Genomic DNA, 25,503 nt, shown 5'->3' with positions numbered 1-25,503 from the left:
GTATGGGGACTGGTTCATCTGAACAACGTGCTGGCGCCTTGGGTGTGCTCAACCTTACAACGACATCGGCCCTTCCTGCCGGGCTGCTGCTGACCAGTCAAGGTGGGATGCACAGACGCGTACCCTGTAGCCTATGGTCGCTCAGATCAAACCGCCGGCGCGGGCCGCTGGGGAATCCTCTTTCTGTCTCAGGCTGGAAATTGCGGTCGCCAGAGCGGCGCCACGAAGGATGGTCTGGACCTTAGGGCTCTGGGGCCCATTTACTGTGACGTTAAGACCTGGCCGCTCGGTGCTCGTCAGTGCGGCACTTCGCTCGCCTGGATGCCCCACGGCTCGGCATTTGGGGGCATGGCGGGTGCATGGGGCGCCGCTTCCTCTTCCCTTCGCAGGTCAGCCTCCAGTTCTGCCGGCGCATCTTCATCCGCACACTCCTGCCGACGCGGGCCGAAGCACTGGACAACTTGCGTGCGCCCATTGCCCAGGGCGACCCCTTGACCATAGGTGAGCCCCGCTCGCTTCATCTGGTCGATGATGGTTCGCATCACGCGTTCCGCCGCGAACGGGACTCGGATGTTCAGTTCCAGCACGTACCGCCTGCAGCTTGCGTCGGCCTTGTTGCCGAGGACCACGCGAAGAGCATCAAGGTATTGCTTCGACATCCGTTTGGCACCGAGCGTGTCACGGGCGAACTCACGCAACAAGCCCTCCGGAATGACCGCGACGTGATGTCGGCGCAACCGCACACCCGCTGCCCCTTGCGGACGACACGCAGTGGAAGTGGCAGGAAGTGCCGCCATTGCCTTGTCAATGTCGAATTCCTCCCGGGCGCGTCGCTGCGCTTCAGTCGGTCGTGCAGGGTTTGGAGTGCGCTGCGCCGCGCACTGCGTGCAGCTCATGCGGGCTCCGTGGCCCAGACGGTCACACAACCGAGTTCGCCCAAGGTGCGCTTCCCGCCGAACAGTTCCATGAGCCCTACGCGGGCCGCCGGGGTATCACCATGCAGCGCGGTCGCGATGACAGCCAAGTCGGTCCGATCGCCTTTGCGGGCTCTGCGGCGCAACCAGGCCGCTTGGGCCTCAACGTCCCCGGGGAAGCGGTCCTCGGCTTCCTGCACCGGGTTCTTGCACTTGCCGCCCCGTTTGGCAACCACGCTAAGGTTCTCGTCGCGGAGGTCGAAGCGGTTGCCGTTGAGGTAGCGGACGGCTTGCCCGGGTTCGCAGTCAGTGATGAGGCGGGCGACAGTCAGTAGGTTGGATGGACCTTCGAGACGGACGTAGCTATGGCCGCACTTGCCGTCTCGGTTGGCGAACCAGCGCCCAGTGTGGCCAGCGGCCTGCAGGGCCTCGTACCGGGCCTTGCTGATTTGGCAGGCCTGGCGGTTCTGTAATTGCACGACGAGCACGTCAGGCCAGTGTGAATGAGGACGCACGTCGTTGGTCTTGGGCGAGCGCTTCAGGAGGACGGGGACTTTGTGAGTCATTGCTGGGTCTTTCGTGGTCGAACGCACCCCTCCCGGCCGGGAGGCCAGGGATAGAGGGGGCAGGTCCTGCGCGTATGCGCGGAGGGGCCGCGCTCTTGGGCATCACGAGCCTGCCGAGACCGGCAAGGGGCTCCTGGGCTCGTAAATAGCGCGGGGCAGGGGGGGCTTGCGCGAGACGCGGGCTGGCGCGGCTGATTTGCCTGGCTTCAGCCCTGCCTGGGGCCACATCAGCGACCCCGACGGGGAGTTGCTCGCAACTGTGGGGACTGCTGGCGTGGCGCTAAGGTCGCTACCTAACCGTGCGTTACTGCAACTGCATGTCGCGTCGAAGGTTTTCCGACCGGCACTGGAGCGAGTTCAATCCGTCGGTGGAGGGCGCCAGGGATAGCGGCCCCCTACCTAACCGGTAGTTCGTCAATGGGGCCTCCAGGCAGGGAGCCCGGAGCCGCATGTCAACGGTCAAGGAGCGGAGAAGTGCACGCCGCGCGGCTGAGCCGCCACACCTTTGCTTCCAACTGTGGAGTGGGGGGCATGGCATGCTGCAGCGCGAAGGAACCTGCCCGCAGACCAAGAGCGGCACGAATTGCCGTGCGCTCGGCATAGCGCAGAGTCAGCCAGAAGTCAGCCGCAATTGCGGCCCGCCAAGTGGCAGAACCATAGGCCCGACCGCTCGCCATAACGAGCCCGAACCCACGCGCAGGCCTTCGAATGAGCTGCACCGTCGCCAGCGGCTCCAACGTCAATCTGTCCGGCTCGACCATAAGGAGCGAGGCGTACTCGTCGTTATCCTGGGGGCTATAGAAGTCCGCGGTGACCCCCACGCAAAGGCTTCGGGACAGTGAATGCGCCAACGCATGCAAAGCCGCCTGTTCGGTGGGTGTGAAGGTCAGGAACTCGGCAGTGGCAAGACGGTTCATTGGCTTCTGCGTCTCAAGGTTGTGGCGCCGCTGAAACCCGGGGGCGCTTATCGGGAGCCAGGTGGGTGTGCGCGGGCACGCTGGGCAAGGGCTGGGGCGCTCTACCCGACCCGGTTGGTCTTTGGGGCCCAGGCGGGCTCTTTGAAAACTCTCGGCAACGTCAGGCCTGCATAGGTAACGCGATCCAGTACCTCTCGCAATACCTCGGGCGAAAGGGCGTGCAGGTATGTGGAATTGCCCGGGCCGCGGGCGCCCGACCATCCGCCAATCGCAAATGCCTGTGCATCGGTGGCCCCTGCATTGGCAAGCGCGGTGCGCATCGTGTGTCGCGCGGCGTGAATACCTGCACGAGGTCGCGTGATGCCCAGGCCTCGCCGGTACTTGCCGAACCAGGTAGATAGGTCGTCGCCTGCGCCCTTACCCTCGCGCCGCTGAACGGAGGGGAACATCTGGGCGGCGCCGGCTTCCTTGATGGCGGCTGCGTACTCCAGGAACCCCAAGCGGATCAGCTCGCGATGCAGCGGGACCGTGCGCACGCTGCCCGCGGTCTTGGTGGCCGTTGCGAACGTGCCCACCTCGTCGTCCTCTGGCTCATCGGTAATGCTCAAGACTGCAAGGGTGGCAGGGCCTGCGGAGCTGTCGGCAAGCACGAGGTCTCGAATGCGGAGCTGCGCCAATTCGGACACGCGAGCACCCGTGAACAGCGCGAGCAGAGGTACCCAGTACGCCGCATCCTGAGCAGCCTTTTCCTGGGGCGGGAGTTCGTAGCACGTGAACAGCGACGTGCCGAAGATAGTGGCGACTTCCCCGAGGGCCCACGGGCCGCCCTTGGTTCGCTTGGTGATGTTTACGCGCAGCTTTGCCCAAGGGTTGCGTTCGATCATGCCGCGCTGGTCGGCGGCATAGTTGAGCAGCCCGTTGACGGCAGCGAACTTGTTTGCAGCGGTCTTCTCGCTGCTTGACTGCTTGAGCAGCCACGCACGGAAATCGTCGCCATGTGCCAGCGTTAGGCGCGATAGCGGGGGGTTGCCCGTGAAGGCCTCGAAGGCCTCCAGGGCCAGCTCGGTATCGCGCACCGTCTTCGCGTGTCGGTTGGGCTTGGCAGCCCTCCATGGGGCGAGTGCATCGCGCAGCCTCGCAGGTGCGGCGACCTGCTGGGCTGCCGGCGCTTCCGGGGTCTCCACGCTCTCACCGGCCCCACGGGCCACGAGGGCCGCCGCGGCGTCGATCATGCTGCGCTGAAACGTCACCAGAAGCTCACGTGCCCCTGCCGTGCCCCAGTCCAGCTGCAAGCCCATGCGCTGCGCCATGCGATCCGCTGCCCGGCGGGCGACCTCCAGACGTCCATCCGCGGCGTCCTCCTTCCAGCCCGCGAGTGTGCGCTGGTGGTCCGCCTTGATAAGTTGCGCATGCTCGCGTTTGAACCCTGCCAGCGGGTCCGCGTCATCGTCTGGGAGCAGCTCCGCACCAAGTGCGTGAACCTGCACGATGTGGCCGGTGGGCGTGGTTTTCGTGTGAACCGGCTCGGCCCCAAGGAGCAGCGCGGCTCCGAGCGCCGCCGTCGCTCCGGTGGTGTGTGGGTTTGCGCGGGTCCTGTCGTCGTCGCTCAGCAGTTCATGGCGGAACAGCGCCGCAAGATGTGTGACGACCTCGCGGGTCGGCTGGATGCTCCGTGGCTTGAGGCGGGCACGCTGTACCGTGAACAGCGTTTCGTATTCCGCTCGCTTCTGAGCGGCCCGCAAACGAGCCTCGCGCAGGTCAGCAGTACCCAATGCGACGACCAGCTTCGTGCGCGGCTTACCGCCTTCTCCCGCGTTTTGGGCCTGAAGGTCCTTCGGGACCATGACGCGCAGCGAGTAAGACCCGCCACGTAGGAACAATCCAAGAGGTTTTGCCATCGGTTCGTGTGCCACGTGTCAGAGAGGAAAGTGACACATCGAACAGACACACGAATGGTCTTGCGACCCGCAGAAGCGCTTGCTTCCCTATGAAAACCGACTGTTGAAGTTGGTCGGGGTGAGAGGATTCGAACCTCCGGCCTCTACGTCCCGAACGTAGCGCTCTACCAGGCTAAGCTACACCCCGATTTGCAGTGACGAGCCCGTTGCGGGCTGCTCTGCAGGTTCGTCAGACCGTCTCAGGAAGAGCGGTCTACCGAACGAACACAAAATTCTAGCAGAGCTTCGCGGCTTTCTGACATCGGCAATGCAGCAAGGCATTCGCGGGCCTTCGAAGCCTCGGCGCGAGCTGCCTCTCGCGTGGCCTCCAGCGCGCCGGTTTCGCGCACGATCTCGATGATCTCGGGCAGCTTCTCGACCTCGCCATGTTCGATGGCGTGGCGGATCAGTGCCCGCTGCTGTGCCGTGCCGCGCTCCATGGCCACCAGCAGCGGAAGGGTGGGCTTGCCCTCGCGCAGGTCGTCGCCGACGTTCTTCCCCATCTGGGCCGACAGGCCTTCATAGTCGAGCAGGTCGTCCACGAGCTGGAAGGCGGTGCCGAGCGCGCGGCCGTAGGAGGCGCAGGTTTCCTCGAGCGGAGAGTCGGCGCCTGCGAGCACGGCGCCCAGGCGCGCGCTGGCCTCGAACAGCTTGGCCGTCTTGTAGCGGATGACACGCAGGTAATCCTCGACCGCGAGGTCGGGGTCGTGCATGTTCATGAGCTGGAGCACTTCGCCTTCGGCGATCACGTTGGTCGCGTCAGCCAGCACTTCCAGCACGCGCAGGCGCTTCACCGACACCATCATCTGGAAGGCGCGCGAGTACAGGAAGTCTCCGACCAGCACGCTGGCCGCATTGCCGAAAAGCGCGTTCGCGGTCTCACGGCCGCGGCGCAGAGCCGACTCGTCCACCACGTCGTCGTGCAGCAGCGTGGCCGTGTGAATGAATTCCACCGTCGCTGCCAGCTCATAGCGCTCCGGCCCGTTGAAGCCGAGTGCCCGTGCGAACAGCAGGACCAGCATCGGCCGGATGCGCTTGCCGCCGGCACTGATGATGTAGTGCGAGATCTGGTTGATCAGCACCACGTCGGAGGCCAGTCGGCGCTGGATCAGGGCATCGACCTCGGCCATGTCGGCAGCCAGAAGTGCTGCGGCGGAGGTCGTTGTTTTGGGGACGGGGGACACGCTGGGGACCCTTGAACAGAGGCGGGCTCGCGGTGAGCAGACGGCGGATTATAGGGAGCGGGCGGACACCTCCTGGCCGCGCGCTGAGCGAAAGCGCGCCTTGACAGGTCGGCTGTGGTATGATCGCGGGCTCTTCGCCTCTCGGGCGAGGAGCTGCGCTTTGGGGGCAGCCCCGTCGCGCGTGTTCTTTGTTACTGAAAGGGCTGATATGTACGCGGTCATAAAAACCGGTGGCAAGCAATACAAGGTTGCTGCTGGCGAAAAGATCAAGGTAGAACAGATTGCTGCGGAAGTTGGCCAAGAGATCGTGATCGAGCAGGTGCTCGCCGTGGGTAACGGCGCGGACCTGAAGGTTGGGACTCCCTTGGTTGCCGGCGCAAGCGTCAAGGCCACGGTGGTGGCGCATGGCAAGCACGACAAGGTGCGCATCTTCAAGATGCGTCGTCGCAAGCACTATCAGAAGCGCCAAGGTCACCGTCAGACCTTCACCGAGCTGGAAATCAGCGCGGTCAACGGCTGATCCCGGCCTTAGCTCCAAGGAGTTCGAAACATGGCACAGAAAAAAGGCGGCGGTTCCACCCGGAACGGCCGCGACTCTCAACCGAAGATGCTCGGCGTGAAGGTGTTCGGCGGCCAGGTCGTGCCGGCCGGCTCGATCATCGTGCGCCAGCGCGGCACCCGCTTCCATGCCGGCACCAACGTCGGCACCGGCAAGGATCACACGCTGTTCGCCCTGGTCGACGGCGAGGTGTCCTTCACCGAGAAGGGCCCGCAGAGCCGCAAGACGGTCGTCGTCACGCCGGTCTGAGCGGCCCGAGCTGCACTCGCACAAAGCCCCGGCTTGCCGGGGCTTTGTTTTTGAGGCCCTTCGCGGAGGGCCTCCATTACCATCGTGCCATTGCGACCGTCCGCACACGCTGCAGCGTGGTCCATCGTGACCCACGAGCCCGCGGACAACCAGCAGGGCAAGGACAGCAAGTCATGAAGTTCGTCGACGAGGCTTACATCGACGTGGTCGCCGGCAACGGCGGCAGCGGCTGCGTGAGCTTCCGCAGAGAAAAGTTCATCCCGTTCGGCGGGCCCAACGGTGGTGACGGCGGGCGCGGCGGGCATGTCTACGCGGTGGCCGATCGCAACCTCAACACGCTGATCGACTTTCGCTTCTCGCGTCGCCACGAGGCGCGCAACGGCGAGCCCGGCCGCGGCTCCGACCAGTTCGGCGCGGCTGCCGAAGACATCGTGCTGCGCATGCCGGTGGGCACCATCGTCACCGACGCCGAGACCGGCGAACTGGTGGTTGAACTGCTGAAGCCCGGCGAGATGGTGATGCTCGCCAAGGGCGGCGACGGCGGCTTCGGCAACCTGCACTACAAGACCAGCACCAACCGGGCGCCGCGGCAGAAGACGCCCGGCTGGCCGGGTGAGCAGAAGAAGCTCAAGCTCGAGCTGCGCGTGCTGGCCGACGTGGGCCTGCTGGGCATGCCCAACGCCGGCAAGTCCACGCTGATTGCCGCCATCTCGAATGCGCGACCCAAGATCGCCGACTACCCCTTCACGACCCTGCATCCCAACCTGGGCGTGGTGCGCGTCGGACCGGAGCGCAGCTTTGTCGTGGCTGACGTGCCGGGGTTGATCGAAGGCGCGGCCGAAGGCGCCGGCCTTGGGCACCAGTTCCTGCGCCACCTGCAGCGCACACGGCTGCTGCTGCACCTCGTGGACCTGGCGCCGTTCGACGAAGGCGTCGATCCGGTTGCGCAGGCCAAGGCCATCGTGACCGAGCTCAAGAAGTACGACCAGACGCTCTACGACAAGCCGCGCTGGCTCGTGCTCAACAAGCTGGACATGGTGCCGCCCGAGGAGCGCGCGGCGCGGGTGAAGGACTTCGTCAAGCGCTTCAAGTGGAAGGGGCCGGTGTTCGAGATCTCGGCGCTCACCCGGGAAGGCTGCGAGCCGCTGGTGCAGGCCATCTGGCAGCACGTCGCGCAGTTCCAGGAGCACGTGGTCGAGCCCGACGTGCGCTTTGAAGAGCCGGCCGCGCCGGCGGAAGAGCAAGCCTTCAAGCCCGCTTCGGACGACCCCCGTTTCCGCTGATTTCGCAGGAGCCCCATGAGTGACGTTCTGAAGAACGCCCGCCGCATCGTCGTGAAGGTGGGCTCCAGCCTCGTGACCAACGAAGGCCGGGGCGTCGATGCCGATGCGATCGGCAACTGGTGCCGCCAGATGGCCGCCCTGGCTGCGCAGGGTCGCGAAGTGGTGATGGTTTCCAGCGGCGCCATCGCCGAAGGCATGAAGCGCCTGGGCTGGTCGAGCCGGCCCAAGGAAGTGCACGAGCTGCAGGCGGCCGCGGCGGTGGGGCAGATGGGCCTCGCGCACATCTACGAAACCAAGCTGCGCGAACAGGGCCTGGGCAGCGCCCAGGTGCTGCTCACCCATGCCGACCTGGCCGACCGCGAGCGCTATCTCAATGCGCGCTCCACGCTGCTCACGCTGCTGTCGCTCAAGGTGATCCCGGTCATCAATGAGAACGACACGGTCGTCAACGACGAGATCAAGGTCGGCGACAACGACACCCTGGGCGCGCTGGTGGCCAACCTCGTGGAAGCCGATGCGCTGGTGATCCTCACCGACCAGAAGGGGCTGTATTCAGCCGACCCGCGCAAGGATCCGAACGCTCGCTTCCTCGACGTGGTCACCGCGGGCGATCCGTCGCTCGAGCAGATGGCCGGCGGTGCGGGCTCCAGCATCGGCAAGGGCGGCATGATCACCAAGGTGCTGGCGGCCAAGCGCGCGGCCGGCAGCGGTGCCAATACCGTTGTGGCCTGGGGCCGCGAAGCCGACGTGCTGGTGCGGCTCGCCGGCGGCGAGGCCATCGGCACGCTGTTCGTGGCCGGCACCGCCAAGCAGGCCGCCCGCAAGCAGTGGATGGCCGACCACCTGCAGCTGCGCGGCACGCTGGTGGTCGATGCGGGCGCGGCGAACAAGGTTCGCGATGAAGGCAAGAGCCTGCTGCCCATCGGCGTCGTCGAAGTGACGGGCGACTTCCATCGCGGCGACGTGGTGGCGGTCCGTGGCCCCGACGGCGTGCAGATCGCACGCGGGCTGGCCAACTACTCGAGCGCCGAAGCGCGACTCATCGCGCGCAAGCCGTCGAGCGAATTCGAGCGGCTGCTCGGCTACACCGCCGAGCCGGAAATGATCCACCGCGACAACATGGTGCTGGTCTAGAGACCGACGCAACCTGAGGGTCAGCCCTCGCCCTCGCTCGGGGCCGGTGCGGGCACCTCAGGCGGCACCGACGGGTGGTGCTCGTCGTCGCGCCGATGCGGCCGCATGCCCGAGCGCAGGTAGCGGTTGTGGTGGTTGGTGCGCGGCAGATACCGGGCGAGCTCCGTCAGCGCCATCTGATAGACGTCGCGCTTGAACTCGATCACCACGTCCAGCGGCACCCAGTATTCATTCCAGCGCCAGGCGTCGAACTCCGGATGGTCGGTGGCGCGCAGGTTCATGTCGCTGTCGCGGCCGGTCAGCTGCAGCAGAAACCAGATCTGCTTCTGGCCCTTGTAGTGGCCGCGCGCGTCGCGCCGGATGTAGTGCTCGGGCACCTCATAGCGCAGCCAGTCGCGCGTGCGCGCAATGATGCGCACATGTTCCGGATGCAAGCCCACTTCTTCGTGCAGCTCGCGAAACATCGCCTGCTCGGGCGTTTCGCCATGCTTGATGCCGCCCTGCGGAAACTGCCAGGAATGGGTCCGGATGCGCTTGCCCCAAAACACCTGGTTCCGCTGGTTGAGCAGGATGATGCCGACGTTGGGCCTGAAGCCTTCACGGTCGAGCATAATCAACCCCAAATTTCAGTACTGAAATCATTATTGCACCGGGTCTCATGGCCCGACCCCCGGCTAACCCCAAGCCGCGGTGTGCAAGCTCCCTGCTTCTTTCTCCGACATTCGGCATGTTTTTGCCGTCATCGCGCCCATGAAAGCCTCCCAGTTCTTCATTTCGACTCTCAAGGAAGCTCCTGCCGACGCCGAGATCGTGAGCCACAAGCTGATGATGCGGGCCGGGCTCATCAAGCGCCTGGGCGCGGGGATCTACAACTACATGCCGATGGGCCTGCGGGTGATTCGCAAGGTCGAGAACATCATCCGCGAGGAGATGAACCGTGCCGGCGCGGTGGAGCTGCTCATGCCCGTGGTGCAGCCGGCCGAGCTGTGGCAGGAGACCGGGCGCTTCGACAAGATGGGCCCGGAGCTGCTGCGCGTGAAAGACCGGCACGAGCGCGACTTCATCATCCAGCCCACCAGCGAAGAGGTGGTGACCGACATCGCGCGCCAGGAACTGCGCAGCTACCGCCAGCTGCCGAAAAACTTCTATCACATCCAGACGAAGTTCCGCGACGAGCGCCGGCCTCGCTTCGGCGTGATGCGCGGCCGCGAGTTCACCATGAAGGATGCGTATTCCTTCGACCGCGATGCCGAGGCCGCCGGCAGGAGCTACGACCTCATGTACGCGGCCTACCGCAAGATCTTCGATCGGCTTGGCCTGCAATACCGGGCCGTGGCGGCCGACACCGGTGCGATCGGCGGTGATCGCTCGCACGAGTTCCAGGTGATCGCCGAAACCGGCGAGGACGCCATCGTCTACTGCCCCACGAGCGACTACGCCGCCAACATCGAGCTGGCCGAGGCGCTGCCGCTGTTGGCACAGCGTGCCGCGCCCGCGCAGGCGATGCAGAAGACGCCCACCCCCGGCAAGGCCACCTGCGAAGACGTCGCCGAGCTGCTGAAGCTGCCGCTGGCGCAGACGGTGAAGTCGCTGGTGCTTGCCACCGACGAAAAAACCGCCGCCGGCGACGTCACCAAGTCCACCGTCTGGCTGCTGCTGGTGCGCGGCGACCATGCCCTCAATGAAGTGAAGGCCGGCAAGGTGCCGGGCCTGAAGGAGGGCTATCGCTTTGCCACCGTCGCCGAGATCGAGGAGCACTTCGGCTGCAAGCCCGGCTACCTGGGTCCCATCGGCCTCAAGAAGCCGGTGAAGGTGGTAGCCGATCGCACCGTGGCCAACATGAGCGACTTCGTGTGTGGTGCCAACGAGGCGGACTTCCACCTCACCGGCGTCAACTGGGGCCGCGACTTGCCCGAGCCCGACCTCGTGGCCGACATTCGCAACGTCGTCGAAGGGGACCCCTCGCCCGACGGCCAAGGCGTGCTGGCCATCCAGCGCGGTATCGAGGTGGGCCACGTGTTCTACCTCGGCACCAAGTACTCGAAGGCGATGAACGCCACCTACCTCGACGAGAACGGCAAGCCGCAGCTGATGGAGATGGGCTGCTACGGCATCGGCGTCACCCGCATCCTGGGCGCTGCCATCGAGCAGACGCACGACGAGCGCGGCATCGTCTGGCCCGACGCCATTGCGCCGTTCACCGTGGTGCTGTGCCCCATCGGCTACGACCGCAGCGCCGAGGTGAAGGCCGCGGCCGACCAGTTGCACGACGACCTGCTGGCCGCAGGCATCGACGTCATGCTCGACGACCGCGGCGAACGCCCGGGCGCAATGTTCGCCGACTGGGAGCTCATCGGCGTGCCACACCGGGTGGTGATCTCGGACCGAGGCCTGAAGGAGGGCCAGCTCGAGTACCAGGGCCGACGCGACGCCGCTGCCACCAAGCTGGCACCCGGCGAGGTGCTGCAGCACGTGAGGGTGCGGCTCGGACTCGCGAGCTGAGGTGATGGGCGGCATGGTGCAGGCCGAGCCGCTGCACCGCGTGTCGCGCGAGCCGCTCGTCGACGGCCTGCGCATGCTGGCGCTGGCCGGCGTGCTGGTCGTCAATGCCATGAGCTATGCCGCAGGTCCCTACGGCCCGCTGCCCGGCGTGCCTGTGCCGGCCGACTCTTGGCTCGCGCATGCGGTGTTCGTCGCCATGACGGTGTTGTTCCAGGCCAAGGCCTATCCGCTGCTGGCCTTCCTGTTCGGCTACAGCTTTGCGCTCTCGATGCGCAGCCGTGCGGCGACTGCGGTCATGCACAGGCGAGGGCGGATGAGGCGCCTGCTGCTGCTCGGGGTCTTGCATGGCGCGCTCATCTACAGCGGCGACATCCTGACCGCCTATGCGGTGTGTGGCCTGCTCCTGCTGCGTTGGGCGCAACTGCCCTTGTCGGCATTGCGTCGCGGGCTGGCCTGGCTGCTCGTGCTGTGGGGGGCTTCGATGGTGCTCGCCGCGACGCTGACCACAGGCGCGCCTGCACTGACCGAAACGATGCCGAACAGCGCAAGCGTCGGCACCTGGCGCGAGTGGTGGGTCCTCAACGTGAGTGCCTACTGGAACACGGTGCTGCTCGCGCCGCTGCTGTTCCTGCCGGAGCTTGTGACCATCACCCTGGCCGGTTTCGTGGCTGGCCGCCTGCGCTGGCTGACCCATCGGCGCTGGCAGACGGCCCGCCTGCAGCTGGCCCGCTGGTTGCCGGTGGCCTTCGCGGCCAATGTGGCGTATGCGGTGCTGCTGGACCGGGCGGTCTCGTGGGGCTACGCGGCGCAGAACACGGTGGTCGTTGCGTCGGCGCTGGTGGGCCCCTGGCTTTCGGCCGCTGCCGTGGCCGCATTGGCAGCCAGCCGGCAAGCAGGGACGGCGCTATGGCTGGTGAAGCTGGCGCCGGCGGGGCGGTACACCCTGTCACTGTATGTGGGCTGGTCGCTGGTGCTGGCCTTGTGCTTCAGTGGTGCAGGCGCGGCCTGGCAGCCGGGCACAGCGGCAGTGGCTGCGCTGGCGCTGGTCAGCTGGGCGGCCGTTGCGGCCCTCGGCAGCCTGGCCGCGCCCAGGGGATGGACCGGGCCGCTCGAACGTTGGCTCGCCGGGCCACGCCGACGGAAAATCACGCCATGAGTCTTCACAAGGTCAGCAAGGTCTGGTTGCCGCGCCGTCGAGCCTGCGTCGCACTGGCGGCGGTCGGGCTGCCGGGCTTGTCGCTCGCGGGCGCGCAGGTGGAGGAGCCGCTGGCCGACGCCGTTCGCTCTGCCCTTTCTGCGGCCATTGCCAACAACGCGCCACCCAGGCCCGAGTTCGCCACGGTGCAGGAGCGCCTCGCCTACTGGCGCTGGCTAGCCCACGTGGGCGACCGTCTCAAGCGGCGCAAGCCCGACTTCCAGGTGCGGCGCGAATTCCTCGAGGCGGTGTGGTACGAGAGCAAGCGGGCCGGGCTCGACACGGCGCTGGTGCTCGGCCTCATCGAGGTGGAAAGCGGCTTTCGCAAGTACGCTATCAGTGTGGTCGGCGCGCGCGGCTACATGCAGGTGATGCCGTTCTGGAGCCGGGTGATCGGCGACGGCAACGCGAGCCGGCTGTTCCACATGCAGACCAACCTGCGCTTCGGCTGCGTGATCCTGCGCCACTACATCGACCGAGAGAAGGGCGATCTCTTTCTGGCGCTGGGCCGCTACAACGGCAGCCGCGGCAAGGCCGAGTACCCCAACGCCGTGTTCGCCGCGCGCAAGCGCTGGCTGTTCACGCCCGAGTCGGAGCCGTCGGCCTCGGCCCCTCAGCGGGGCGTGTGAGCCGGGCCGGGCGTCACAGCCCGGTCCAGGCGCGCGGCTGCGCGTGCTGCACGCCGAGCAAGGAGAGGACACGCTCCACCGTGTCGTCCACCAGGTCGTGCACCGTCTGGGGCCGGTGATAGAACGCGGGCAGCGGAGGGAAGATCACGCCGCCCATTTCGGTGACGGCCGTCATGTTGCGCAGATGCGCGAGGTTGAATGGCGTCTCCCGCACCATCAGCAGCAGGCGTCGGCGCTCCTTCAGCGTCACGTCGGCCGCGCGGGTGAGCAGGTTGTCGCCCAGGCCATGCGCAATGGCGGCCAGGCTCTTCATCGAGCAAGGGGCCACCACCATTGCCGCAGTGTCGAAGCTGCCGCTGGCAATGCAGGCACCCACCTCCGCCGGGTTGTAGGCATGGTCGGCCAATGCCTCCAGGGTGGTGCGGTCGAGGCCGAGCTCGTGGTGCACGTTCAGCACGCCGGCCGGCGTGACCACGAGATGAGTCTCGACACCAAGCGAGCGCGCGCGCTCGAGCAGGCGCACGCCGTAGACGGCGCCGGTGGCGCCGGTGATGCCGACGACCAGCCGGGTTGAGTGGGTCTCTTGAGCCAAGTGGGGTCCGCCCCGAACGGAGGCGAGCGATCGGTGATCAGGCTTGCTGGCCCAGCACCTGCTGGAGCTCACCGGCCTGGTACATCTCCATCATGATGTCCGAGCCGCCGACGAACTCGCCGTTCACGTAAAGCTGCGGGATGGTGGGCCAGTTGGCGTAGTCCTTCACGCCCTGGCGGATCTCCTCGTCTTCGAGCACGTTGACGGTCTTCAGGTCCGTCACGCCGCAGGCCTTGAGGATCTGTACCGCGCGGCCGGAGAAACCGCACATCGGGAACTGGGCCGTGCCTTTCATGAACAGCACCACGCGGTTGCCGTGCACCAGGTCGGAGATGCGTTGTTGAACGTCGCTCATGGGGGTCTCGGTCATGCAAGCAGAAAAGAGACGAGGTTATACGGCAAAGCGCAAGGTGCCCCCTTGCGCCAGCGCCAAGACCTCAGAAGGAATACGACACGCCGAGCTGCACCATGGGCGCCAGTTTCAGGTCGCGCAGGAAGTCGTCGAAGCTCTGCTGCGGGCGGGCGCCCAGCCGCAGGCCCTGGCGCGAGTTCTGTGCCATGAGGCCGACGTCGGCGGTGAAGCCCCAGCTGCCGGCCCGCAGGGTGTCTGCACTGCGGGCCGCGGAAGCGGTGCCCGTGTAGCCCACCCCCAGGTAGGGAATGGCAGTGGTCGGGCCGGAGTCGCCGTGGATGTCGCCGCCGCCGAGGGTGAAGCTGCGGCGCTCGGCCGCGAGCGCCGTGGTGGCGCCATGCAGGCCAAAGCTGGGTTGGGCGGCCCAGAAGGTGGGGCGCGAGCCGAGCACGACACCGCCGGTGGCGCGCAGGCCGCGGCGGATGGAGAAGTAGTAGTCGCCCATGAGGCTCACGCTTTCGATGCGCGAGCCGTCTTCGGCACTGGCAGGCGAACTGTCGAGCCGGCCCAGCCGGGTGCTGGTGGCCAGCCCCAGGCGGCCCTGCAGGCGCGCGGCCGACAGCCACCCGTCAGAAATCTCGGTGGCCTGCAGCCGCGGCCGCCACGACGCGACCCCCGCGTCGGCGGCCCATGCGCCGGCGCTTGACATGGCGCCTGCCACCGTCATCACCATCAGCCAAGACTTCTTACCCATGGCGATCCTCCTTGCGGTTCGGCCCCCTCGGGCCTTTCTGGACAAGGCACTTCGAAGCGATGCTACGCCGCCTGCATGGTTCCGTGGTGGATTCTTGCCGCCTGGAATGGCGGCGACGCAACGGCCTGCGTCAACCTGGCCACCGGCCACCGGTGCAGCGCGGCAGGCCCGCCAGATCGGGCCGTGTGGCGACGGCATCGAAGGCCGCGTCGCGCAGCAAGGCGCAAACCGCCGCCGCCTGGTCGTGGCCATGCTCGAGCAGCAGCCATGCGCCCGCGCGCAGGTGGTCGGCGGCGCTCGCCACGATTTCCCGGATCGCATCGAGCCCGTCGGCACCCGATGTGAGCGCCTGCTGCGGCTCGTGCTGCAGCGCATCGAGATGCGGGTCGCCCTCGGCGATGTAGGGCGGGTTGCTGACCACGAGATCGAAGCGCCGCGCATGCAGAGGCGACCACCAATGGCCGTCCAGCCACTCCACCGCCAGCGTGAGCCGCTCACCGTTGCCCCGGGCCACCGCCAGCGCGGCGGCGCTCGCATCCACCGCGCAGACCTTCGCAGACGGACACGCCTGTTTCAACGCCAGGGCGATGGCACCGCTGCCGGTGCCGAGGTCGGCGACTTCCATGCCGGCAGGTGCCGCCGCGAGCAGTTCCAGGGCCCAGTCGACCAGCACCTCGGTGTCGGGCCGAGGCACCAGCACATCGGCGGTCACTCCGAGCATGAGGCCGTGGAATTCCTTCTCGCCCAGCAGGTAGGCCACCGGCACGCCCGCGGCCCTGCGATCGATTGCCGCGTGCACCTGCGCGAGCTGCTGCGCGTCGAGCACCGCGTCCTCATGGGCGATCAGCCAGGCGCGTGGGCGCTGCAGCACATGGGCCAGCAGCAGTTGGGCATCGAGCCGGTCCACCCCGGCCGCGCGCGCGGACTGCAGCAGCGATGCGACGCTGGTCATGCGAGTCCGCCGGTCTCGAGCTCGGCCAGCTGTTCGGCCGCACGTGCAGCCTGCAGGGCGGCGGTCACCTCGTCGAGGTCGCCTTCCATGATGTTGCCGAGCTTGTAGAGCGTGAGGTTGATGCGGTGGTCGGTGAGCCGGCCCTGCGGAAAGTTGTAGGTGCGGATGCGGTCGCTGCGGTCGCCGCTGCCGATGAGGCTCTTGCGGGTGGCCGCTTCCCTGGCCTGGCGCTCGAGGCGTTCCTTGTCGCGCAGCCGTGCGGCCAGCACCGCCATGGCCTTGGCCTTGTTGCGGTGCTGCGAGCGATCGTCCTGGCATTCGGCCACCAGGCCGGTGGGCAGGTGGGTGATGCGCACCGCCGAGTCGGTCTTGTTGATGTGCTGGCCGCCGGCACCCGAGGCGCGGAAGGTGTCGATGCGCAACTCCGCCGGGTTGAGCTGCACCTCTTCTGCCTCGTCCGGCTCGGGCAGCACGGCCACCGTGCAGGCGCTGGTGTGGATGCGGCCCTGGGTTTCGGTGGCCGGCACGCGCTGGACGCGGTGGCCGCCCGATTCGAACTTCATGCGCGAGTACACCGCGTCGCCTTCGAATCGCAGCACCACTTCCTTGTAGCCGCCGAGGTCGGACACGCTTTCGGACATGACCTCGCAGCGCCAGCCCTGCCGCTCGGCATAGCGCGTGTACATGCGCGCCAGGTCGGCGGCGAACAGGGCGGACTCGTCGCCGCCGGTGCCGGCACGGATCTCGACGAACGCGTTGCGCTCGTCGTCCGGGTCCTTGGGCAGCAGCGCGAGCTGCAGTTCGCCGTCGAGCCTTGCGAGCTCTTCTTCGGCGCTCGCGATCTCGTCGCGGGCCATGTCGGCCATGTCGGGGTCTTCGAGCAGCTCCCGTGCGGACGCGAGGTCGCCCTCGCGCTGCACGTAGCGGCGGTAGCGGCTCACCAGGCCTTCCACTTCGGCATGTTCGCGCGAGAGGCCGCGAAAGCGCGTCATGTCGCTCGCGACGCCCGGGTCGGCCAGCGCGGCATCGAGTTCCTGCAGGCGGAATGCGAGGCGGTCGAATTGTTGACGGAGCGAGGCTTTCATCGGTGAAGGCGCAAATGAGGCGCGTGCCTGGGCACGAACCGGACTGTGGGGCAGGGGCGCTAGGAGCGCGAGGTGTCGTCGTCGTTGGCCGCGCGCGCGGCAGCAGTGCGCAGCTCGGGCGTCCATTCGCCGCGCAGGAACAGGCGCGATACCGTGCCGGCCAGTTGCTGGCGCTGCACGCTGTCGGCGCCGTGCAGTTCGGCCAGAGTGCCGTGCAGCATCTTCTGCGTGAGGCCGCGCGACAACGCATCGAGCACCGCTTCGACGTCGGTCCCCTTGGCGAGCAGCTTGCGCGCGCGGGCGATCTCGGTTTCGCGCCAGGCGTCGGTCTGGGCCTGCAGCGCCTGGATCAGCGGCACGGTGGCACGCTGGTCGAGCCAGTGCACGAAGCTCTGCACGCCGGTCTCGATGATCGCCTCGGCCTGCGCCACGGCAGCCTGGCGCTTCTCCCCCGCCGTCTGCACAAGCGCCGAGAGGTCGTCCACCGTGTAGAGGTAGATGTCGGACAGCCGGGCGACTTCAGGCTCGATGTCGCGCGGCACCGCCAGGTCGACCATGAACATCGGGCGGTGCTTGCGCGCCTTGAGTGCCCGCTCCACCGCACCCAGGCCGATGATGGGCAGCGTGCTGGCGGTGCAGGAGATCACCGCGTCGAACTCGTGCAGCCGCGCCGGCAGGTCGGCCAGCCGCATGGCTTCGGCGCCCAGCCGGGTGGCGAGCTTCTCGCCGCGTTCGAGCGTGCGGTTGGCCACCACCATCTGGCGGGGCGTCTTGGCCGCGAAGTGCGTGGCCGCCAGCTCGATCATTTCGCCGGCGCCGACGAACAGCACCTTGATCTCGCGCAGGTCTTCGAACAGCTGCGCCGCCAGGCGCACCGCCGCCGCCGCCATGCTGATGGAATGCGAGCCGATCTCGGTGGAGGTGCGCACCTCCTTGGCCACCGCGAAGCTGCGCTGGAACAGCTGATGCAGCGTGGTGCCCAGCGTGCCGGCCACGTCGGCCTCGCGCACCGCCTGCTTCATCTGGCCGAGGATCTGCGGCTCGCCCAGCACCATGGAGTCGAGCCCGCTGGCCACCCGGAAGGCATGGCGCGCGGCCTCGCCGCCTTCGAGCACGTAGGCGTGGTTCTTCAGCGCGTCTGCACCCACGCCGCCCACGCCGGCCAGCCATTCGATGGCCGGGCGCACGAGCTGTGGCCCGGCGGCGCAGTACAGCTCGGTGCGGTTGCAGGTGGACAGGATGGCGGCCTCGGGGGCCCGGCTGGCCGGGGCGCTGGCGGGTTGCACCCGCTGCTGGAAGGTGAGCAGCGTGGGCGCCAATTGCTCGAGCGTGAAGGCGAACCGCCCCCGCAGGTCCACGGGGGCGGTGGTGTGGTTGAGTCCCAGGGCAAACACGCTCATGGCGGCGATTATAAAATTGCGAGCTTTTTCAAAGACTTATCGGCTCCATAGCCGGACGCCGCGTGGCGATTCCGCCGCACTGGCGCCAAGTTGCATCGGCCGCACACATGGGCCTCCTCGACGCACTGATCCATTTCGTGAATTTCTTCATGCCCGCGCTGGGTGTCGGCCTGCTGAGCGCGCTGCTCACCAAGCTGCTGTGGCGGCACGCGCTGCAAGGCGTTTCGCTGCGCCGGCTCGCCGCCTGGGCCGTGGGCGCCTGTGCGCTGGTGCTGATCGGCGGGCTGGTGGTCACCGGGCGCGATGGTCGCATGGCCACCTACATCGCCATGACGGCGGCTTGCGCACTGGCGCTGCTGTGGGCGGGCTGGGGCCCGGGCCGCAGATGAGCAGCGGGGCAAGGACATGACCTACAGCATCAAGGAAATCTTCTACACGCTGCAGGGCGAGGGCAGCCATGCCGGCCGGCCGGCCGTGTTCTGCCGCTTTGCCGGATGCAACCTCTGGACCGGTCGCGAGCAGGATCGCGGCGGCGCGGTCTGCAGGTTCTGCGATACCGACTTCGTCGGCACCGACGGCACGCTGGGCGGCAAGTTCGCGCAGCCGCAAGAGCTGGCCGCCCGTGTTGCCTCGTTGTGGCCCCAGGGCGGCACCGGTCGCTTCGTGGTGCTGACCGGCGGCGAACCGCTGCTGCAGGTCGACCCGCCGCTCATCGACGCGCTGCATGCGCAGGGCTTCGAGATCGCCGTCGAAACCAACGGCACCGTGGCCGCGCCCCCCGGCATCGACTGGCTGTGTGTGAGCCCGAAGGCCGGCGCACCGCTGGTGCAGCGCTCTGGTCAGGAGCTCAAGGTCGTGGTGCCACAGCCGGGCATCGACCTTGCCGAACTCGAAGCGCTGGACTTCGAGCACCGCCGGGTGCAGCCGATGGACGGCCCGCAACGCGAGGCCAACACCGAGTGGGCCGTGCAATGGTGCCTGCAGCACCCGCGCTGGCAGCTGAGCCTGCAGACGCACAAGTACCTGGGCATCCGCTGAAGGACTCTCCCCGATGTTCGAACTGAGCCAGTCCTTCTACTTCGAGGCCGCGCACACACTGCGCCGGCCGGCCGTGGGCCAGGCGGAGGCCAAGGGCAGCCGCCGCATCCACGGACATACCTATACCGCCGAGGTCACCGTGCGCGGTGCCCGTGATGCGGCCACCGGCATGGTGGTGGACCTGGGGGTGCTGCGGGCGGCCATCGCCGCCGTGCGCGAGCAGCTCGACCACCACTTTCTCGACGAGGTGCCGGGCGTGGGCACGCCCACGTTGGAGAACCTGTGCGTGTTCATTCACGCACAGATTTCGCAGCGCGTGCCGCAGGTGCATTCGGTGAGCGTGCAGCGCAAGAGCAGCGGCGACCGCTGCGTCTACACGCCCTCGCAGGCCTGACCGAAGCTCAGGCCGCCTGGATCTCTTCGCGGGTCACCACCTCGCCGCGCAGCGAGTGCGGCAGCGCCTCGGTGATCGTCACGTCGATCATCTGGCCCACCAGGCGCGGCGATCCGGCGAAGTTGACGATGCGGTTGCACTCGGTGCGCCCCATGAGCTCGGGCGCGCCGCCGGGCCCCGGCCGGCGTGACGGGCCTTCGACCAGGATGCGCTGCACCGTGCCCACGCGGCTGGCGCTGATGCGGCGCACGTTGGCCTCGATGGTGGCCTGCAGGTGCTGCAGCCGCTTGAGCTTCACTTCCTGCGGCGTGTCGTCGTGCAGGGCGGCGGCCGGCGTTCCGGGCCGCGGGCTGAACACGAAGCTGAAGCTGGAGTCGTAGCCCACGTCTTCGATCAGCTTCATCATCCTTGCGAAGTCTTCCTCCGTTTCGCCAGGGAAGCCGACGATGAAGTCGCTCGAGAGGCTGATGTCGGGCCGCACCGCGCGCAGCTTGCGGATCGTGCTCTTGTATTCGATGGCGGTGTAGCCGCGCTTCATGGCCATGAGGATGCGATCGGAGCCGTGCTGCACCGGCAGGTGCAGGTGGCTCACCAGCTTGGGCACCTTGGCATAGACGTCGATCAGGCGCTGCGTGAACTCGTTGGGGTGCGAGGTGGTGTAGCGGATGCGCTCGATGCCGGGGATGTCGGCCACGTACTCGATCAGCAGCGCGAAGTCGGCGATCTCGTCGGTGCCGCCCATCCTGCCGCGATAGGCATTGACGTTCTGGCCCAGCAGCGTCACTTCCTTCACACCCTGGTCGGCGAGGCCGGCCACTTCGGTCAGCACGTCCTCGAAGGGGCGCGAGACCTCTTCGCCGCGGGTGTAGGGCACCACGCAATAGCTGCAGTACTTGGAGCATCCCTCCATGATGGAAACGAACGCGCTGGCACCTTCCACGCGCGCCGGCGGCAGGTGGTCGAACTTCTCGATCTCGGGGAAGCTGATGTCCACCTGCGGCCGGTTCTGCGCGTCGCGCCGGGCCAGCATGTCGGGCAGGCGGTGCAGCGTCTGAGGGCCGAACACCACGTCGACGTAGGGCGCGCGCTCGATGATGGCCGCGCCTTCCTGGCTGGCCACGCATCCGCCCACGCCGATCTTCACGCCGCGGCCCTTCAGGTGCTTGATGCGCCCGAGGTCGGAGAACACCTTCTCCTGCGCCTTCTCGCGCACCGAGCAGGTGTTGAACAGGATGAGGTCGGCCTCCTCGACGTTGGTCGTGGGCTCGTAGCCCTCGGCCGCCTTCAGCACGTCGGCCATCTTGTCCGAGTCGTACTCGTTCATCTGGCAGCCGAAGGTCTTGATCCACACCTTCTTCTTGGTCTCGGCAGTACTGCTCATGGCTGCCTCCTTCAGGGCTTGGTCCAGATCTGCGCCACCGGGTCGAAGCTCCACTTCGCGGCTTCTTCCGCGGTCTTCGGCCACGTCTTGGCAATTTCGTCGCGACGCAGGATCCACACGTCGGACACGAGGCCGTACTGGTCGAGCGTGTAGTTGACGACCAGCTTCTGGCCTACCGCGGCCCCTGACATCACGAGGAGGTTGTCCTGCCCCTTGATGCGCGAACCCGGCGCGAGCCGCGAGGGCTTGCCGTTGAGCGTGATCTCGGGCGGGTTGGTGACGACGATCTGCCCGCGCAGCGCGTTCTGCGGAAAACTGCGCACCACCTGGGCTTGCGCGACGAAGGGGGCGGCCGCTACGAGGGCGGCCGTCAGGACACAGCGGAACATGGTGTAGATCCAGTGGCTGGTGGGGAAGGAGGGGGCGATTTTAGTTCGGGGCTTGCCTAGCGGCGAGGCACTTTTCCAGCGACGCGCCGGGTGTCGCCGCGGCCCAGATTGGCCGTGACCAGTGCCGCCGCGAGCGTCACCAGCCATGAGAAGTAGATCCACAGCAGGAACACCGGCACCACTGCAAAGGCGCCATACACCGCCTTGTAGGTCGGCACCTTGAGCAGGTAGGCGGCGAACCCGCGCTTGCCCAGCTCGAAGGCCGCGCTCGCGAGCAGGCCGCCAATCAAGGCATCGCGCCGGCGCACCTTGGTATTGGGCACGACGTAGAACACGCAGGCGAACGCGAGCATGCCCAGCAGCACTGGCCCCAGGTTCAGCACGAACGTGGCAGAAGGCGGCAGCGTGCCGATCAACCCGAGGGAGGCGCTGACGAGATACGAGGTGGCCCAGAGGCTGGCGCCCAGCGCCGGCGGCCCGATGGCGAGCATCAGCAGGTAGAGTCCGAGCCTCTTGAGGATGGGGCGGCTCTTCCTGACCTGCCAGATCTGGTTGAGCGCGTTCTCGGCCGTGAGCAGCAGCGCAAGCGCGGCGAGCAGAAGGAACACCGAGCCCACGAGCGTGAGGCCGCTCGCATTGCTGGCGAACTGGCCCAGGTACTTGAGTACCGTGCGCGAGATCTCCGGCGGCAGCAGGCTCTTGAGCAGGTGCTCTTCGATGGCGCGCTCGAAGCGTGTGAACACTGGAAAGCGCGTGAACAGCGCGAAGCTCACGGCCAGCAGCGGCACCATCGACAGCACGGTCGCGAAGGCCAGGCTGCCGGCCACCTGGGGCAGGCGTTCTTCCCTTGCGCGGCGGATCGTGAGCAGCGTCAGGCTGAACATGCGGTGCCCAAAACAATGAAGCGTTAGCGGGCACTTGCCTGCTAACGCTTCATGAAAGGATCTGGTGGCGCTTCAGGGAGCCACCACCGAAATCTCTAAATCTCGCGCCTCTTGCGAGGCGGATCAAGCACTTACGACAACCTTGGACCTGGCCCAGGGTGGTCAAAAGCGTCACCCCGAAGTGTAACCCCGAAATGCGGGGAAGGGTGACATGAACGTACGTTGTCGCCGGCGCATTCGCCGCGACCTAGAAGTCAACGTTGCTTGTTGGCTTGTGCCAGGACCGACGCCGCAAGCTCCTTCGTAGCTTCTGCGGACCGATCGTTGGCGAGCACACGAGCCGCGACGTCTTCCATCTCCGCGCCGGTTTGCTTGCGGCCGCTTCGTTGCGAGAGTGCAGACGCCGCCAAGCTTTTGGCAACCTGCGAGGCCTTGCTGTCTTGCAAGGTTTCAGCCGCGAGCTTCGCGATGCGGGCAGATGTTTGCTTAGCGTTCTTGGTCATGGCGGTCTCTCGGGAAATGGATCACGACTTGGTACGGTCGCGAAACGGAAGCACGGTGTTGCCGGAGGAAATTGGCGCAGACGGCCGGCCTGTGGACTTCAGGCGCGCAAACTGGACCACGTTGCCTTCGGTGCCGCCAGCGAAGTACCCCTCAGGAAGGCTCGCGAGCATCTCGATGTCTGAAGCAGAGAGGCCGATGTGCCGGGGGATGGCATCCAGCGGCATCACGTTCTCAGCCACCAGCAAGTCGATGGTGCGACGGAGCAGCCGCGGCTGTTCCGGCCTTCGATCACCGTCACCTGGCTCCGCCTTGGCACCCCACCGGGCCGAGCGACGCTTGAACAGCGTCAAAGCGCCATCCTCGTCGATCAAATCCAAGGCGCGCAAGCGCATGATGATCGCGGCGGCCGAGACCCCCCAGCGACGCTTCAACAGCAGTAGGTCGTCCAGTGTTGGCGGTACCCGAATCTCGGCTGCAAAGGTCTCCGCCGGTAGGAGAAAGGCGCCGGCGAAGCGGTGAGCCTGCTGCTCAAGAAGCTTGTGCCGATCACGCTCGGTCGGCCGAGTGATGTGCCTGTGCAGGACGAGGTGTCCGAGTTCATGTGCGAGGTCAAATCTGCTGCGGTAGCCGTTGTCCTTGTCGGCGGACAAGAGGATGACTGGTCGATCGAGGACCTCGCTCCATGCAGAGAGCCCTTCGATTTGCGCGATCCCGGTCTCCTCCCGGACAACGACAACACCTGCTCCCTCGACAGCCAGCATCAGGTCCTGCACCACGGTGCGCCCCAGACGCCACCTATCGCGGCACTCGCAAGCCGCAACTTCGATGTCTTCGAAAGTGATCTGCTCAGGATCCGTGAACGAGCGCGACGGCAGGTTCACCGCGGGATAGTCGACGAACTCCATCAGCGCGGCCGCGACGTCCTGCGCCCAGTCGAGTCGGGCTTCCAGCATTGCTCGAGCGGCCACGTGCGCCGATGCGTTGCTGCGGAACAGCGGCGGCGTGAGCTTGGTTGCCGCAGGCCGCGTGAACCACTCTGGCGTCACATTGACCACCATGGCCAGCCGCTCCAGCGCTTCGCGCTCGGGCGCTTGAGATCCTGCGCGCCACTTGCTGATCGTGGCGGGCGAGACGCCGGCCATCGACGCGAGCTGAACCTGCGTCAGCCGGCGCGCAGCGAGGATTTGGCTCAGGCGTTCCTTTCGGAAACCCTGCAATGCGCCACGACTCATTCTGATGTTCCGTCTTTGTCTTGCCGCTTGACGACGTGCTTCTTGAGCTTCGGCACCGCGAGGTCGTCTTGCGTTGCGCTTCTGTCCTGGTGGTCGTACCGCTTCACGAACTCGCCAAGGGGTTCCCTGAACAGCCAGCCGCGCATCTCGCGATCGGGCACCGCAATCTGGATCGAGACCGGCGAATCCGGCTGCGTTTGCAGCGAACCGGAGAAGCATGCGACGAAGAAGGCGACACCCTCAGAAGGCGGCTGGTACTGCTCGAAGAGCTCAGGCTGGACCAGCGGTTCGATGGCTTTGTTCGCGAACGACATCTGCCGCCGTGTCTGGCTGCGCCGCCCGTTGATCCAAAAGCCTTCCGGGATGTTGAACCGGGCGATCGTGAAAATCCCGGCCCGCCCCGTGACGATGCTGTTGCCACGAAGAGCCGAAGGAGAGGAGTTTGCTGTCGCCAAGGCCCGCTGGAACGCCTCATTCATATGGAAGTGGCGCAATTGACCAACCACGTGAGGCAAGTGCCCCTCATCCATGCCCCGTGCGGCGGTGTAGGCGCGCTGAGCTCCTACCGTCAGCGCCTCCTCTACCCCAAGCACAACCTCCCGGGCCAAGTTCTTCACCAAAAGGGCCGGCACGGTGTCTCGGTTCGAAGGTGTCATTCGGGAATCCTGTGGACGATTTCGCGTATCCGGATTCTATGTCGGAAAAATTTCGTTTAGCAAGTGCCATCGTCATCCGCCTTGCGTGCGGACAGATTCATCCCCGGCTGATCCATGCCGGATAGTCGGAGGCTCGAACTTGCGAGCCAGCCGGTGACCGGCCAAGGCACCGTTCGCGCATTGCGCAAACGGCCGAGTACCGCCATGAAGCGCCGTATCAGGTCTTCAGAGCGTCCGCCAACGTCGGCACTCCTTGCCGCACGTCGTTGTGTTCCATGAAGTAGTCCCAGTACATCTTGAGGAACTCGACCTGTGCGTCGTCGGTGGTCAAGGCATGGGCGTCGCCAGCCCCCTGCTCTTGCAGAAGCTGAACCAGGTGTTCGCGCAACTTCTCGTACGCATACTCGTTGGCACTCTTCCGCTGTACCGTCTCGTCGAGACCCTTGACCCGTGATACCAGCAGGGCCGTGTACTTGATGTAGCAGTTCTGGACGGTATTGAGTTGGTCTCGAACCTGTTCGTGGCGCTCCAAGAGCGTGGACACGGCCTGCCGAAGTTCGTCTCGCTCGCGCTCAAGGCGCTTCGCATAGTCAGCCCATGCTTGCGCTGAGGACTGCCGCGTCACAGCCTCCATCTCGGCTCGCGCGGCGCGTTGTTCCACTAGGCTTCGGATCCCGGCCGTGAAGCCATCCACCGCGTTTTGCGTCAGTTCCATCGCGCTAAACATCGCATGCCTCCTAAATCGGCCGTCGCCGAGCTCTTGGTTGTAGTCTCATCGTTTGATGAGGCAGATACTTTCCCAATTGAATCTCAAAGTGCTC

General features: G+C 66.5%; 29 protein-coding genes and 1 tRNA gene. 10 read left to right on the top strand and 20 right to left on the bottom strand.

Annotated elements, in window-relative coordinates; genetic code table 11:
- Window positions 1-296: 296 nt before the first annotated feature.
- From E8D38_RS09595 to ispB, 6 genes are all read right to left on the bottom strand, one after another.
- Window positions 297-896: a hypothetical protein gene (locus E8D38_RS09595; RefSeq protein WP_140628444.1), complete on the bottom strand. Its 600-nt coding sequence runs from the start codon at window positions 894-896 to the stop codon at window positions 297-299.
- Entirely contained in the window at window positions 893-1,480 is a 588-nt protein-coding gene (locus E8D38_RS09590) for a hypothetical protein (protein ID WP_140628441.1), read from the bottom strand. The genes E8D38_RS09595 and E8D38_RS09590 overlap by 4 nt, the downstream gene beginning before the upstream one ends.
- Window positions 1,481-1,932: 452 nt before the next feature.
- Window positions 1,933-2,397, bottom strand: coding sequence for a hypothetical protein (locus E8D38_RS09585; protein WP_140628438.1), 465 nt, complete (start codon window positions 2,395-2,397; stop codon window positions 1,933-1,935).
- A gap of 101 nt (window positions 2,398-2,498) precedes the next feature.
- Entirely contained in the window at window positions 2,499-4,295 is a 1,797-nt protein-coding gene (locus E8D38_RS09580; RefSeq protein WP_342779525.1) for a DUF6538 domain-containing protein, read from the bottom strand.
- Window positions 4,296-4,405: 110 nt separating this feature from the next.
- A tRNA-Pro gene (locus E8D38_RS09575) sits at window positions 4,406-4,482 on the bottom strand.
- Between the two features lie 52 nt (window positions 4,483-4,534).
- On the bottom strand, window positions 4,535-5,476 hold the full coding sequence (gene ispB / locus E8D38_RS09570; RefSeq protein WP_140628471.1) for an octaprenyl diphosphate synthase: 942 nt from the start codon (window positions 5,474-5,476) through the stop codon (window positions 4,535-4,537).
- Window positions 5,477-5,726: 250 nt separating this feature from the next.
- On the opposite strand from ispB, the gene rplU reads away from it, so the two are divergent.
- The 4 genes from rplU to proB all read left to right on the top strand — a co-directional run bounded on the left by rplU (window position 5,727) and on the right by proB (window position 8,743).
- On the top strand, window positions 5,727-6,038 hold the full coding sequence (gene rplU / locus E8D38_RS09565; RefSeq protein WP_140628434.1) for a 50S ribosomal protein L21: 312 nt from the start codon (window positions 5,727-5,729) through the stop codon (window positions 6,036-6,038).
- A gap of 30 nt (window positions 6,039-6,068) precedes the next feature.
- A complete protein-coding gene (gene rpmA, locus E8D38_RS09560) occupies window positions 6,069-6,326 on the top strand; it encodes a 50S ribosomal protein L27 (RefSeq protein ID WP_140628432.1) in 258 nt (85 codons plus the stop codon).
- Window positions 6,327-6,499: 173 nt separating this feature from the next.
- On the top strand, window positions 6,500-7,609 hold the full coding sequence (gene cgtA, locus E8D38_RS09555) for an Obg family GTPase CgtA (protein WP_140628429.1): 1,110 nt from the start codon (window positions 6,500-6,502) through the stop codon (window positions 7,607-7,609).
- 15 nt (window positions 7,610-7,624) lie between these two features.
- Window positions 7,625-8,743: a glutamate 5-kinase gene (gene proB / locus E8D38_RS09550; RefSeq protein ID WP_140628426.1), complete on the top strand. Its 1,119-nt coding sequence runs from the start codon at window positions 7,625-7,627 to the stop codon at window positions 8,741-8,743.
- A gap of 20 nt (window positions 8,744-8,763) precedes the next feature.
- On the opposite strand, the gene E8D38_RS09545 is transcribed toward proB, so the two are convergent.
- Complete coding sequence (locus tag E8D38_RS09545) at window positions 8,764-9,354, bottom strand: RNA pyrophosphohydrolase (RefSeq protein ID WP_140628423.1); 591 nt, start codon at window positions 9,352-9,354, stop codon at window positions 8,764-8,766.
- Between the two features lie 139 nt (window positions 9,355-9,493).
- On the opposite strand from E8D38_RS09545, the gene E8D38_RS09540 reads away from it, so the two are divergent.
- Genes E8D38_RS09540 through E8D38_RS09530 form a run of 3 tightly spaced genes read left to right on the top strand, consistent with a single transcriptional unit; the run spans window position 9,494 to window position 13,069 of the window.
- A complete protein-coding gene (locus E8D38_RS09540) occupies window positions 9,494-11,245 on the top strand; it encodes a proline--tRNA ligase (RefSeq protein ID WP_140628421.1) in 1,752 nt (583 codons plus the stop codon).
- Window positions 11,246-11,249: 4 nt separating this feature from the next.
- Window positions 11,250-12,401 carry a DUF418 domain-containing protein gene (locus tag E8D38_RS09535; protein ID WP_140628419.1) on the top strand — a complete coding sequence of 384 codons (1,152 nt, stop codon included), beginning with the start codon at window positions 11,250-11,252 and terminating at the stop codon, window positions 12,399-12,401.
- Window positions 12,398-13,069 carry a lytic transglycosylase domain-containing protein gene (locus E8D38_RS09530; protein WP_140628417.1) on the top strand — a complete coding sequence of 224 codons (672 nt, stop codon included), beginning with the start codon at window positions 12,398-12,400 and terminating at the stop codon, window positions 13,067-13,069. Before E8D38_RS09535 ends, E8D38_RS09530 begins: the two co-directional genes overlap by 4 nt.
- A 13-nt stretch (window positions 13,070-13,082) precedes the next feature.
- Here E8D38_RS09530 and E8D38_RS09525 read toward each other — a convergent pair whose 3' ends face one another.
- The 6 genes from E8D38_RS09525 to hemA all read right to left on the bottom strand — a co-directional run bounded on the left by E8D38_RS09525 (window position 13,083) and on the right by hemA (window position 18,204).
- Window positions 13,083-13,661, bottom strand: a complete 579-nt coding sequence (locus E8D38_RS09525) for a UbiX family flavin prenyltransferase (RefSeq protein ID WP_140628415.1) — start codon at window positions 13,659-13,661, stop codon at window positions 13,083-13,085.
- 37 nt (window positions 13,662-13,698) lie between these two features.
- Window positions 13,699-14,016: a Grx4 family monothiol glutaredoxin gene (gene grxD / locus E8D38_RS09520; protein ID WP_140628413.1), complete on the bottom strand. Its 318-nt coding sequence runs from the start codon at window positions 14,014-14,016 to the stop codon at window positions 13,699-13,701.
- A gap of 82 nt (window positions 14,017-14,098) precedes the next feature.
- Entirely contained in the window at window positions 14,099-14,767 is a 669-nt protein-coding gene (locus tag E8D38_RS09515; protein ID WP_140628411.1) for a hypothetical protein, read from the bottom strand.
- 130 nt (window positions 14,768-14,897) lie between these two features.
- Complete coding sequence (gene prmC, locus E8D38_RS09510) at window positions 14,898-15,719, bottom strand: peptide chain release factor N(5)-glutamine methyltransferase (protein WP_140628409.1); 822 nt, start codon at window positions 15,717-15,719, stop codon at window positions 14,898-14,900.
- Window positions 15,716-16,804, bottom strand: a complete 1,089-nt coding sequence (gene prfA, locus E8D38_RS09505) for a peptide chain release factor 1 (RefSeq protein WP_140628406.1) — start codon at window positions 16,802-16,804, stop codon at window positions 15,716-15,718. Before prfA ends, prmC begins: the two co-directional genes overlap by 4 nt.
- A gap of 59 nt (window positions 16,805-16,863) precedes the next feature.
- Window positions 16,864-18,204, bottom strand: a complete 1,341-nt coding sequence (gene hemA / locus E8D38_RS09500; protein ID WP_140628404.1) for a glutamyl-tRNA reductase — start codon at window positions 18,202-18,204, stop codon at window positions 16,864-16,866.
- Window positions 18,205-18,311: 107 nt separating this feature from the next.
- On the opposite strand from hemA, the gene E8D38_RS09495 reads away from it, so the two are divergent.
- Genes E8D38_RS09495 through E8D38_RS09485 form a run of 3 tightly spaced genes read left to right on the top strand, consistent with a single transcriptional unit; the run spans window position 18,312 to window position 19,636 of the window.
- A complete protein-coding gene (locus tag E8D38_RS09495) occupies window positions 18,312-18,593 on the top strand; it encodes a hypothetical protein (protein WP_140628402.1) in 282 nt (93 codons plus the stop codon).
- Window positions 18,594-18,609: 16 nt separating this feature from the next.
- A complete protein-coding gene (gene queE / locus E8D38_RS09490) occupies window positions 18,610-19,242 on the top strand; it encodes a 7-carboxy-7-deazaguanine synthase (protein WP_140628400.1) in 633 nt (210 codons plus the stop codon).
- Between the two features lie 13 nt (window positions 19,243-19,255).
- Window positions 19,256-19,636 carry a 6-pyruvoyl trahydropterin synthase family protein gene (locus tag E8D38_RS09485; protein WP_140628398.1) on the top strand — a complete coding sequence of 127 codons (381 nt, stop codon included), beginning with the start codon at window positions 19,256-19,258 and terminating at the stop codon, window positions 19,634-19,636.
- Window positions 19,637-19,643: 7 nt separating this feature from the next.
- Here E8D38_RS09485 and miaB read toward each other — a convergent pair whose 3' ends face one another.
- The 7 genes from miaB to E8D38_RS09450 form a co-directional block, all read right to left on the bottom strand.
- Window positions 19,644-21,017 (bottom strand): tRNA (N6-isopentenyl adenosine(37)-C2)-methylthiotransferase MiaB, encoded by a 1,374-nt coding sequence (gene miaB, locus E8D38_RS09480; RefSeq protein ID WP_140628395.1) that lies wholly within the window; start codon window positions 21,015-21,017, stop codon window positions 19,644-19,646.
- Between the two features lie 11 nt (window positions 21,018-21,028).
- Entirely contained in the window at window positions 21,029-21,406 is a 378-nt protein-coding gene (locus E8D38_RS09475; protein WP_140628392.1) for a hypothetical protein, read from the bottom strand.
- A 56-nt stretch (window positions 21,407-21,462) separates the two neighbouring features.
- Window positions 21,463-22,290 carry a YihY family inner membrane protein gene (locus tag E8D38_RS09470; protein WP_140628389.1) on the bottom strand — a complete coding sequence of 276 codons (828 nt, stop codon included), beginning with the start codon at window positions 22,288-22,290 and terminating at the stop codon, window positions 21,463-21,465.
- 254 nt (window positions 22,291-22,544) lie between these two features.
- Window positions 22,545-22,793, bottom strand: a complete 249-nt coding sequence (locus tag E8D38_RS09465) for a hypothetical protein (RefSeq protein ID WP_140628386.1) — start codon at window positions 22,791-22,793, stop codon at window positions 22,545-22,547.
- 21 nt (window positions 22,794-22,814) lie between these two features.
- Window positions 22,815-24,026: an XRE family transcriptional regulator gene (locus tag E8D38_RS09460; RefSeq protein ID WP_140628383.1), complete on the bottom strand. Its 1,212-nt coding sequence runs from the start codon at window positions 24,024-24,026 to the stop codon at window positions 22,815-22,817.
- Window positions 24,023-24,682, bottom strand: a complete 660-nt coding sequence (locus tag E8D38_RS09455) for an alpha/beta hydrolase (protein ID WP_140628380.1) — start codon at window positions 24,680-24,682, stop codon at window positions 24,023-24,025. Before E8D38_RS09455 ends, E8D38_RS09460 begins: the two co-directional genes overlap by 4 nt.
- A 217-nt stretch (window positions 24,683-24,899) precedes the next feature.
- On the bottom strand, window positions 24,900-25,409 hold the full coding sequence (locus tag E8D38_RS09450) for a hypothetical protein (protein WP_140628377.1): 510 nt from the start codon (window positions 25,407-25,409) through the stop codon (window positions 24,900-24,902).
- Window positions 25,410-25,503: the final 94 nt, after the last annotated feature.

The organism is Methylibium rhizosphaerae (assembly GCF_006386545.1).
In the GTDB taxonomy this organism is placed as follows: Bacteria; Pseudomonadota; Gammaproteobacteria; order Burkholderiales; family Burkholderiaceae_C; genus Pseudorivibacter; species Pseudorivibacter rhizosphaerae.
The sequence above is the reverse complement of the archived record's forward strand: the minus strand, read 5'-3'. Positions and strand labels throughout refer to the sequence as shown.

Excerpts from the sequence above, each read along its gene's own strand:
- E8D38_RS09595 (WP_140628444.1), bottom strand. The coding sequence starts at position 896 with ATGAGCTGCACGCAGTGCGCGGCGCAGCGCACTCCAAACCCTGCACGA.
- E8D38_RS09590 (WP_140628441.1), bottom strand. The coding sequence starts at position 1,480 with ATGACTCACAAAGTCCCCGTCCTCCTGAAGCGCTCGCCCAAGACCAAC.
- E8D38_RS09585 (WP_140628438.1), bottom strand. The coding sequence starts at position 2,397 with ATGAACCGTCTTGCCACTGCCGAGTTCCTGACCTTCACACCCACCGAA.
- E8D38_RS09580 (WP_342779525.1), bottom strand. The coding sequence starts at position 4,295 with ATGGCAAAACCTCTTGGATTGTTCCTACGTGGCGGGTCTTACTCGCTG.
- rplU (WP_140628434.1), top strand. The coding sequence starts at position 5,727 with ATGTACGCGGTCATAAAAACCGGTGGCAAGCAATACAAGGTTGCTGCT.
- rpmA (WP_140628432.1), top strand. The coding sequence starts at position 6,069 with ATGGCACAGAAAAAAGGCGGCGGTTCCACCCGGAACGGCCGCGACTCT.
- cgtA (WP_140628429.1), top strand. The coding sequence starts at position 6,500 with ATGAAGTTCGTCGACGAGGCTTACATCGACGTGGTCGCCGGCAACGGC.
- proB (WP_140628426.1), top strand. The coding sequence starts at position 7,625 with ATGAGTGACGTTCTGAAGAACGCCCGCCGCATCGTCGTGAAGGTGGGC.
- E8D38_RS09545 (WP_140628423.1), bottom strand. The coding sequence starts at position 9,354 with ATGCTCGACCGTGAAGGCTTCAGGCCCAACGTCGGCATCATCCTGCTC.
- E8D38_RS09540 (WP_140628421.1), top strand. The coding sequence starts at position 9,494 with ATGAAAGCCTCCCAGTTCTTCATTTCGACTCTCAAGGAAGCTCCTGCC.
- E8D38_RS09535 (WP_140628419.1), top strand. The coding sequence starts at position 11,250 with ATGGGCGGCATGGTGCAGGCCGAGCCGCTGCACCGCGTGTCGCGCGAG.
- E8D38_RS09530 (WP_140628417.1), top strand. The coding sequence starts at position 12,398 with ATGAGTCTTCACAAGGTCAGCAAGGTCTGGTTGCCGCGCCGTCGAGCC.
- grxD (WP_140628413.1), bottom strand. The coding sequence starts at position 14,016 with ATGAGCGACGTTCAACAACGCATCTCCGACCTGGTGCACGGCAACCGC.
- E8D38_RS09515 (WP_140628411.1), bottom strand. The coding sequence starts at position 14,767 with ATGGGTAAGAAGTCTTGGCTGATGGTGATGACGGTGGCAGGCGCCATG.
- prmC (WP_140628409.1), bottom strand. The coding sequence starts at position 15,719 with ATGACCAGCGTCGCATCGCTGCTGCAGTCCGCGCGCGCGGCCGGGGTG.
- prfA (WP_140628406.1), bottom strand. The coding sequence starts at position 16,804 with ATGAAAGCCTCGCTCCGTCAACAATTCGACCGCCTCGCATTCCGCCTG.
- hemA (WP_140628404.1), bottom strand. The coding sequence starts at position 18,204 with ATGAGCGTGTTTGCCCTGGGACTCAACCACACCACCGCCCCCGTGGAC.
- E8D38_RS09495 (WP_140628402.1), top strand. The coding sequence starts at position 18,312 with ATGGGCCTCCTCGACGCACTGATCCATTTCGTGAATTTCTTCATGCCC.
- queE (WP_140628400.1), top strand. The coding sequence starts at position 18,610 with ATGACCTACAGCATCAAGGAAATCTTCTACACGCTGCAGGGCGAGGGC.
- E8D38_RS09485 (WP_140628398.1), top strand. The coding sequence starts at position 19,256 with ATGTTCGAACTGAGCCAGTCCTTCTACTTCGAGGCCGCGCACACACTG.
- miaB (WP_140628395.1), bottom strand. The coding sequence starts at position 21,017 with ATGAGCAGTACTGCCGAGACCAAGAAGAAGGTGTGGATCAAGACCTTC.
- E8D38_RS09475 (WP_140628392.1), bottom strand. The coding sequence starts at position 21,406 with ATGTTCCGCTGTGTCCTGACGGCCGCCCTCGTAGCGGCCGCCCCCTTC.
- E8D38_RS09470 (WP_140628389.1), bottom strand. The coding sequence starts at position 22,290 with ATGTTCAGCCTGACGCTGCTCACGATCCGCCGCGCAAGGGAAGAACGC.
- E8D38_RS09465 (WP_140628386.1), bottom strand. The coding sequence starts at position 22,793 with ATGACCAAGAACGCTAAGCAAACATCTGCCCGCATCGCGAAGCTCGCG.
- E8D38_RS09460 (WP_140628383.1), bottom strand. The coding sequence starts at position 24,026 with ATGAGTCGTGGCGCATTGCAGGGTTTCCGAAAGGAACGCCTGAGCCAA.
- E8D38_RS09455 (WP_140628380.1), bottom strand. The coding sequence starts at position 24,682 with ATGACACCTTCGAACCGAGACACCGTGCCGGCCCTTTTGGTGAAGAAC.
- E8D38_RS09450 (WP_140628377.1), bottom strand. The coding sequence starts at position 25,409 with ATGTTTAGCGCGATGGAACTGACGCAAAACGCGGTGGATGGCTTCACG.